The following is an 8,941-nucleotide window of genomic DNA, read 5'->3' as shown; positions in this document are numbered from 1 at the left end:
CTCAACCTTCCATTATTTATTAAAAAAACAACCTTAATCCCTCTCACTCTCTGTGTCCTCTGTGCCTCTGTGGTTCAAATTCTCTGTGCCCTCTCCCTCCCTCTCCCTCCCTCCCCCCCAAAAGCGTAACTTTTCCCACGTTGCAGCGGTATATCATGTAGGACTAGCATAACTCAAGAGGTAACAGATGAAACAGGATCAACTCACACGTACCATCATCGGTGCAGCCATCGAAGTTCACCGCTGCTTAGGCCCCGGATTACTCGAAAGCGCCTATGAGGAGTGTCTCAACTTTGAACTCACACAACGTGACCTCAGTTTCCAGCGTCAACTGGAATTGCCCGTGTACTACAAGGGACATGAACTACATAGCAACTACCGTGTTGATTTTGTTGTCAATGATCGAGTTCTCGTAGAACTCAAAGCAGTACAGAGCATACTGCCCATTCACGAAGCACAAGCCTTAACCTACATGCGTCTCGGCAACTGGAAGACCGGCTTGTTGATCAATTTCTATGTACCAGTCCTGAAAGAAGGCATTAAGCGTCTTATTATCTGAGCGGGGAGCGGGGAGCGGGGAGCGGGGAGCAGAAATGCTTGTTAGCGCGAAAAAGTCCTGGGCCGCGCCGCTTGGCTTCGACAGGCTCAGCCAGCGTCGCGGCCCAAGGCTTCTTCGCGCTAACAAATGCTTTCAGACTACAACATCAATCCGAAATGATACTAACAGAATAATCTCAAAACCTCAAAAACAAAAAACCTCTGTGTCCTCTGTGCCTCTGTGGTTCAAATTCTCTGCGCCCTCTCCCTCCCTCAAAAACAAAAAACCTCTGTGTCCTCTGTGCCTCTGTGGTTCAAATTCTCTGCGCCCTCTCCCTCCTCACCCCGCGAGCCAACAGTGCCGATAGCACCAAGGCCCCCTGCAAGACCCCCGCGATACTGCTGTCCACCCCTAATGCCAAGGGTAATTGTACGCTACCCACGGTGAAGCTGGCAAAAATAATGCTCACCGGCAAGACCCAGACGGGGCGGGCGAGGACTAGGAGGACGACAAGTAGGCCCAATAGCCCGACGCCGCTGGAGATGTTGGGGATGAGTTGGTGGAAGACGGCAATGATCTGCAAGCCGCCCGCGATCCCGGCTAATGCCCCGCAGCCCGCCATGGCCTGCGCGATGCGCCACGTCGCCGCGACGCCGAGCCGGTCGGCGGCGTTGGGGTTGATGCCGACGGCGCGCACCTCCAGCCCCCAGCGGGTACGACTGAGTACCCACCAGACGAGGCCCAGGCCGAGGAGCGCGATGATCGGGGCCAGGGGGGCTAGGCGCAAGCCTTCGAGGGTGGGCAGCCAGATGTCACGCGGTAGCAGGGCGGTGCCTGATGCTGCGGCTGCCCCGCTGCGACGCCACGGCCCCAAGATCAGGTAGAGCGCCAAGCCACTGGCGAGGAAGTTGAGCCCTAGCCCCGCAAAGATTTCGCTTACACGCGCCCCTAGACGTAGGCTTGCCGCAAGCAATGCCCAGCAGGCACCGCCACATGCCGCGCAACTGAGGCTGAGTGTCCAGAGGAGTGGCGTGGGCAGTTCGGGAAAGAGCCGCAAGGGGATCATGGCGGCAATCGCCCCCAAGACCACTTGCCCCTCTACGCCGAGGTTGTAGAGCCCCGCTGCGAAGGTGAGGGTTAGGCCACTGGCACAGAGAATCAGGGGCGTTGCCAGCATCACCATATCGCCGAAGCGCACAGGCGTACTGAAAGCACCAAAGAAGAGAATTTGGTAGACCGCTAAGGGCGAGACGCCAGCAATGAGCATCACCAGGGTAGTAATGCCGAGCGCCCCCAGCAGTGCAAGGATAAAGGGCGAGGGCAGCAGCATGATCTGCCAGAGGCGCGGCGTCCAGGGGGGCGGCGAGAGCAGCGATCCGATTTTGTTCATGCCTTCAAGCCCTTAGGGAAGGAAATAGAAACGAGTAAATAGGAAATAGGCACTCGTCACTGGTCACTCATAACTGGGGTAAAGCCAACACCACCAATCAATTCAGCCAGACGTGTGCTGCTCAGTTCGTTACGCGCCATGAGGGGCGAACATGCTCCGGCGAAGAAGACCATAATCTGGTCACTATAGTTCATCAGTTCGTCGAGATCGGGTGAGGCAAAGACAATCGTGCAGCCAGCGTCGCGGCGGGCCAAGAGGCGCTGCCAGATCGCTCGTGCTGAAGCAACATCGAGGCCACGAGTGGGCTGTTCGCAGGCGATACCGCGACACGCCTGGGGTACAAGGGCCAGCATGGCGCGCTGCTGATTGCCCCCGGAGAGGCTGTTGATGCGACTGACGGGCGTTGCCTTGATCCCATAGGCGGCAATCGCTTCACGCGCTTCACGCTCGGCGGCACGCCAATCAACCAGTTGGCCCTTGCCCTGCAGTAGCGCAAAGTGTTCGGTGAGACTCAATGCGCCAATAACGCCATCGAGCATACGGTCGGCAGGCAGATACTCAATCCCCGCCTGGCGATAGGCACTGGCGCTGGCTCCGCTCAGATCTTGGCCATGCACCCGTATCCGCCCAGCTTCGGGGCGCATGCGTCCGGCCAGCAGACGCAGCAGGATCTGTTGGCCACTGCCGTCAAGTCCGGCCAAGCCGATGACACGTCCAGCGGGCAGTTCTAGGTTCACATTGGCGAGCGTCAGGTTGCCCTCACGCGCCCGTACCGCCTCAAGCTGCCATGTGGGCACAGGCTGAGTTCCAACAGCATGCCCGTTTGCTTGCTCACGGCCTTGTGGTGGGCGCACTTCAGCGTTCCATGCGGCCCCAAACATCAATTGGAGTAGCTGCTCTTGGGGTTGCGGCATGTTCAATTGGCGACCCACCGCCTGACCGCTACGCAGCACACTGACGGTATCGCAGAGTTCGGCCACTTCATTGAGCTTATGCGAAACAAAAAGCACCGTGCTGCCGCTGTTGGCCAATTGACGCAGGGCGGCGAAGAGGGCACGCGCTTGGGCAGCAGTGATCCCGGTGGTCGGCTCATCAAGAATCAGCGTGCGCGCCCCGCAGAGCAAGAGGCGCACCAACTCAAGCTGCTGGCGCTGGCCCACGGTCAACTGGTTGACGGGCGCATCAGGCTCAAGGCTAAAATGCAGTTGCCGAGCCAAATCCAGCAGTTTTGTCCGCGCTGCGGCGCGGCTTGGTAGCGCCTGGCGCGGCGCGGCACAGAGCAAATTTTCCAACACACTAAACGCGGGCACATCAAGCGGCTCTTGGTGTACCATCCCCACCCCAGCCCGCAGGGCATCACCGGGGCTACGCAGGTGAACCACCTGGTCATCAAGGCGAATCTCGCCGCCATCGGGACGCAAATAGCCCGAGATGAGCTTCATCATGGTACTCTTGCCGGCCCCATTTTCGCCCAACACCCCATGGATCTGCCCACCCGCAAAACTCAAACTCAACCCATCGTTGGCACGCAGGCTCCCGAAGCATTTGGTTAGGTTGTGGATGGCGATCTGCATGCAATAAAAGGTATGCGAGGGAACCTGGTTCCCTCGCATACCCTACCCTAAATTAAGACTACGGCGCACTCTGGCCCTCAATGCCCTGGAGCAACTGAGGGGTATTCCAGATCTCCTCGTCGGTTGCGACCGCACCCTCAGCAACGAACTCGCTACCGTCTTGGAAGAAGAGCGGGCCACTGAAGAGTTGCAGGTCGCCCTCAGCCAGTTTGGCAATGAACTCATCAATGATCGCGCCATTCTCCTCGGTCAGGCCAGCCCCCTTGATAAAGCCAATCATGCTGGTCTCAAGGTTATTGATGTCGCTCCAATCGGGGCCAAGCCACTCCCAGCGGGCCATGAAGTTGCCCGCACGCGCTTCGTCAATAATCTCGATGTAGCGCGGCCCCCAGTTGAAGTAGGGCACACCCAGGCAGATCTCTTCGCCCTGGGCACAGGCATCAATGTAGTCGTAGGGCACGGCCCAAACATTCTGGCCCGCCTGGGCCGCTTTGTTGGCCTCCACCAGCCCTTCGGTGGTATCAATGCCCGAAATGATCACATCATAGCCCTCGCTGATGAAATCGGTTGCCACCCGCGTCGGATCGAGGGTCACGCCGGGGATATTGAACCAGAAACCGATCCAGGTGACCTTGAATTCCAACTCCTCAACCGGACGCTCGCGGTAGGTCTCCCAGCAATACTGAGCGCCCAAGAAGGTGGCATTGACCAAACGGCGCGTTTCGGGGTCAATCAGGGGGCCAAGGTAGGCAAGGCGGCCATTCTCACTCTGGAGCGCGGCAGCGCAGCCCGCAATCATTTTGCCATACTCCATACGGCCCATGAGGTTGGTCACATTCTCTGGAGCCTCACCTGTCAGCACACCATCACCCGAAGCGTGCAGGAAGTAGATGTCGGGATGGGCCGCAGCAGCGGTGTTGGTTCCATCGGCAAACTCGGCGCTATTGGTGATAATGAAGCGCGCCCCTTGGCCCACCAACTCCTCCACCGCCTGCTCAACCGTCACATTGGGCCGGTCGGCAGGGTTGACCTTATCAATGTAGATGAAGCGGGTGCCGGGCAGGTTGGCTTCAACATACTCACCGCCCTCAAAGTGGGCCTGGTTCCAACCGCCGTCGTTGATCGGCCCGACCAGCACCATCCCAAAGACATACTCATCGTCTTCGCTGACAGCCGGTGCCTCGGTGGGCTCTTCGTCGGTGGCCTCGGCGGGCTCTTCGGTAGCCTCGGTGGGCTCTTCGGTGGCCTCAGTAGGCTCCTCGGCCTCCGTGGATTCTTCAGTAGCCTCAGTAGGCTCCTCAACGACGGGGGCCTCCGTGGGCGCTGCCACGGGGGCTGCTGGTGCCGAACCACAGGCGGCCAACAGGCCGACAATGAGCAGCAAGAGCACCAACAGGTGAACGGGTGGTCGTCGCATGGTCACGTCCTCCAAGCATCTGTAACGGGCCAGAGACAAAAAACAGCGCCGTAGGCAGCATTGGTCTGCCAACGGCGCGAAGGATGGCATACGCAGAAGCGAGGGTACACTCCCCAGGTAGCTGCGTTGCTGTAGCGCGTAGGTCGGTTCGGCCTGAGCCACCCACCTACCATTAAGTTCACGTTAAGAACCGTTTGGAGTATAGCGGATCGGCTCATGGGTGTCAACTTCGGTTGGTTTGTCCTTGTACCTCCTACGATTCGAATTGTGCGTAATGAGCATGCACTTGTGGCAATACAGTGCTATATTGAGCAGCATACACCAACGAAGCAATGTTGATGTATCCGTAATGAGGTAGCATATGTGGGTGGATGTCTACACAACCATTGTGAAAACGTGCAAACGCGGGGTTTTACGGAAGGAGGCCCTATGCCCGAACCAAGCATCCAACGCCTACGCGCCGAACTTGCACAACTTGATCAAGCTCTCGTGACGTTAGCCGGTATGCCTGCGGCCCAGGCCCTCTTGCAGCAACAGCGTGATGCGAAAGCAGCGGAGTTGGCACGTTTGCAACAGATGCTACCCACAAGTGGCAGCGCGATCAATCAGTCTAACCAAGCAGGCGGGGTCAACATGGGGGTCAATAACACCCTCCAAGGGCCGACGCACATTGGTGACGCAGTCGCCCGTGATAAGCTTGAGCAGCGGGTTGATACGATTGGAGCGGGCCGCGATGCCTTTGTGGCTACCCAGCAAACGATCCACATCTACTACGGCGATCAGCCGCCGACGAACGCAGCGAGGCTACTGAGTAACTATTTGGCCTACTTCGCCGCTGAGTGCAACCATTTACGCCTTCAGCGCATCGCGAATCCCGTCAAAGGGCAACAGGATGTCGATCAAAGTGCGGTGCCTGAGTTGCGCCTCCAAGCAGTCTATACCAGCCTCACCACCAATGGCCCACGAGTGGTACGTTTGCGAACATCCACCACAGCGGGCCGGGTACGCCGTTTCCTGAAGCGCTTGGAGAAGATTAAGCGCGGGCCGGATGATGTGCGCCCAGAGCAGGTGATTATGGTTGGATTTGCGTCACTTGCCGCAAAAGAACGTAAAGGAACGCAACAACACGGCGGTGCCCTCGCTCCTCTGCGACAGCATGGGCAAGGCGATGCCCTGCCCTTCGACAAGCTCAGGGACCGCTTGCCGAAGGGTGTAGGGGGTGAGAGCCATTCAGGGCCTCCCGAAGCCCTATCCGCCACGATGCTGGAGCATGCTGAACTCACTGGGATAGACGATGCCACACTGCTCATCGTGGAACTCCAACGCCCCGAATTGGCAATTGAGGCGATTGCCTTACAGCGTTGGCTCGTGCTGTTGGGCGATCCAGGCTCGGGCAAGAGCACCGTCCTGCGCTACCTTGGCCACCTCCTAGCCCGTCGTGCCTGTGGCGCTCACCTTGTGCTGCCGGGCTGGCCCGATGATGCAACCCCAATCCCAATCCTTATCCCATTGGCCCAGGTCGCTGAACAACTCGGCAAAACCCATGACCCCGACGTGGCACTGTGGCAAACGCTAGGCAACATCCTAAATGGGCCGCAGGGGGCAAGTGTGGGGCTGCTTGAGTCTCTGCGTGAGGCCATGCACCGTGGAGGCGTCATCCTGCTCTGCGACGGGCTAGATGAACTCTCAGCCGAGGGAGGCGAAGCAAGTCCGCGAAGCGTGATCTCACATGCCTTGCAGCGCCTGGTGGCACGCACCCCCGTACGCATCGTCATCACCAGTCGCGTCTTGCCCTACCAGAGCGCGGGAAGTTGGCAATTACCGCAAGATGAGGGCTGGCAAGTACGTACCCTCACCCCCCTCGCCTTTGGGCAAGTCAAGACCTTTGTGCGGTCATGGTTTCGTGCGCTGGCCGACTTCGACCCCGATCTGACCATTCAGAGAGCCAAGCAGACCGCCGATGCTCTGATCGAGCAACTCGTAGCCCGTCCTGCCCTTCAGCCCCTGATCGCCTCGCCGCTGCTGCTCACCATGCTCACACTACTGCACAACAACGACCGGGTGCCAGAGCAAGAGGTGGATCTGTACGAACAGTGTGTCCTGCTGTTGCTAGAACGCTGGGAGCCGGTGCGTCAGCCGGGCCTCAAGCGTCCGGGCCTGATCGAACGGCTGGGAAATCCTCCGGGGCTCACCCTGCCCCTGCTGCGCAACCCTCTCCACCAACTGGCCTATGAGGCCCACCGCGACGCACGTGGCGAAGAGGGACGGGGCGTAATCAGCGACGATATGCTCCATGCCCGTTTGGTGAAGTTCTTCGACCGTATGAGCCTGCCCGATCCGCTTGGTGCCTACAAGACCTTCACGCGCATTCTGGCGGAAGAGGCCGGGCTGCTCATTGCGCGTGGCGATGAAACCTTTGCCTTTCCTCACCTTTCGTTCCAGGAGTACCTCGCGGCCTGCTACCTGGCCGCAGATCCAAAGATGCGCGATCTTGCCCATGCCGCGTGGCAGAGCGACGACCGTGAACGTTGGCGCAAGGTGTTGGTACTCCTTGCAGGACGGCTGACCGCCCAAGATAAGGCGAGAGACCAAGGCTTCCTCTGGCTCAAGCGGCTCTGGAGTGATGTGAAACGGGTGAAATCACCGGCGCAACGCTCCCAAGATGCACGCCTGGCAGCCCTGACCTATCAGGGTATGGGCGGACGTGCAGCCTTTGCGGTGAGTGACGAACTCGATCTGGAAGCCGAGATTGAGCGCCCGCTCCGCCGCGCCCTCTGCGCCCTCTTCACCACCCGCGACGCTATGGTTCCCGCTGCCGACCGCCTGATGGCCGGGCGCATCTTAGGCGAACTTGGCGACCCACGCTACCCCGTAAGCGAGGATGCGTGGCGCAAGAGCCTCATGCATCCCTCGACCGTATTGACCGACCAAGGCGAACACTACTGGCGCTATGTGCCTGCTGGAACCTACCGTATCGGGGGCTGGGATGGGAAGGGGGCAACAACCGAACACACCCTGCCCCCCTTCTGGATCGCCCGCTTGCCCATCACCGTAGCTCAATTCGCCCGCTTCGTAACCGAGGGCTACCGCGACGATAGCTACTGGACAACCAACGGACTAGGGTGGCGTGGCAAGTATACTGCGCCGTATGAATGGGGCAATCCACACTTCAGCACCGTAAACCATCCGGTGGTGTTCGTGACATGGTATGAAGCCACCGCCTTCTGTGCGTGGCTGGGCAGCCAAGTGGCTACGGCCTTGCCTACGGGCCACACGCTGCGTCTGCCCAGTGAAGCAGAATGGGAAGCTGCGGCGGCGTTTGCCGGGCCGGAAGAGCGTCGGGAATATCCCTGGGGGTCAGCAGTACCCACCCCAGAGCACGCGGTCTATGACGCTTGGCAACGCAACACCCCCGCGCCGGTGGGACTCTGCCCTGCGGGCATGGCCGCTTGTGGGGCAATGGATCTGGCTGGCAATGTCTGGGAATGGATGAGCAATAGCTATAAGACGTACCCCGAAGGCTCGGCTACCCTGGAACAAGATTTCACCCCTGACAAATTCGATGTACCTATTCGAGGAGGCTCATGTTGGAATGATAGCACAAGTGTCCGTTGTGGGGCACGCGGCAGACTCCATCCCAGTTTCAGGGTCAATTCTCGAGGTTTTCGGGTGGTGATCTCCGCTCAAGCTCGCACAAACATACATGGATAGGGCTTTGGGATGCCATGGATGGCCCTCACCCCCTCCCCCCTTCGGCAAGCGATCCCTAAGCTTGTCGAAGGGCAGGGCACCGCCTCTCCCACGTTGTGGGAGAGGGGCGCAGGCACCGCCATTTTATTGCGTTCCTCACAATCGTCAACGTCAGCTTATACCAATTACCCTTGAACATGCCGCATTATCAAGAACGCGAAAGCCCATTGGGACGCCATGTTCGGCAATCTGCATTCGGCAATCGGCAATCGGCAATCGGCAATCGGCAATCGGCAATCGGCAATCGGCAATCGGCAATCGGCAATCGGCAA

Annotated in this window: 5 protein-coding genes; 2 read left to right on the top strand and 3 right to left on the bottom strand. The window is 59.2% G+C overall.

Annotation, left to right across the window (positions count from 1 at the left end; all coding sequences use genetic code 11):
- The first annotated feature begins 187 nt into the window (after positions 1–187).
- Positions 188–559 carry a GxxExxY protein gene (locus CJ255_RS13765; protein ID WP_097644678.1) on the top strand — a complete coding sequence of 124 codons (372 nt, stop codon included), beginning with the start codon at positions 188–190 and terminating at the stop codon, positions 557–559.
- Between the two features lie 292 nt (positions 560–851).
- On the opposite strand, the gene CJ255_RS13760 is transcribed toward CJ255_RS13765, so the two are convergent.
- Genes CJ255_RS13760 through CJ255_RS13750 form a run of 3 tightly spaced genes read right to left on the bottom strand, consistent with a single transcriptional unit; the run spans position 852 to position 4,919 of the window.
- On the bottom strand, positions 852–1,928 hold the full coding sequence (locus CJ255_RS13760) for an ABC transporter permease (RefSeq protein WP_245863409.1): 1,077 nt from the start codon (positions 1,926–1,928) through the stop codon (positions 852–854).
- Positions 1,929–1,984: 56 nt separating this feature from the next.
- Positions 1,985–3,502 carry an ABC transporter ATP-binding protein gene (locus CJ255_RS13755; protein ID WP_097644677.1) on the bottom strand — a complete coding sequence of 506 codons (1,518 nt, stop codon included), beginning with the start codon at positions 3,500–3,502 and terminating at the stop codon, positions 1,985–1,987.
- Between the two features lie 58 nt (positions 3,503–3,560).
- The gene (locus CJ255_RS13750) at positions 3,561–4,919 is read right to left on the bottom strand and encodes a BMP family lipoprotein (RefSeq protein WP_097644676.1); all 1,359 of its coding nucleotides are present in this window, start codon (positions 4,917–4,919) and stop codon (positions 3,561–3,563) included.
- Positions 4,920–5,348: 429 nt separating this feature from the next.
- Between CJ255_RS13750 and CJ255_RS13745 the strand changes: the two genes are divergently transcribed.
- Positions 5,349–8,630, top strand: coding sequence for an NACHT domain-containing protein (locus CJ255_RS13745; RefSeq protein WP_097644675.1), 3,282 nt, complete (start codon positions 5,349–5,351; stop codon positions 8,628–8,630).
- Positions 8,631–8,941 lie beyond the last annotated feature (311 nt).

The organism is Candidatus Viridilinea mediisalina (assembly GCF_002532535.1).
Lineage (GTDB): Bacteria > Chloroflexota > Chloroflexia > Chloroflexales > Chloroflexaceae > Viridilinea > Viridilinea mediisalina.
Note: the sequence above shows the minus strand (reverse complement) of the source record. Positions and strands in the feature narration are given on the sequence as shown.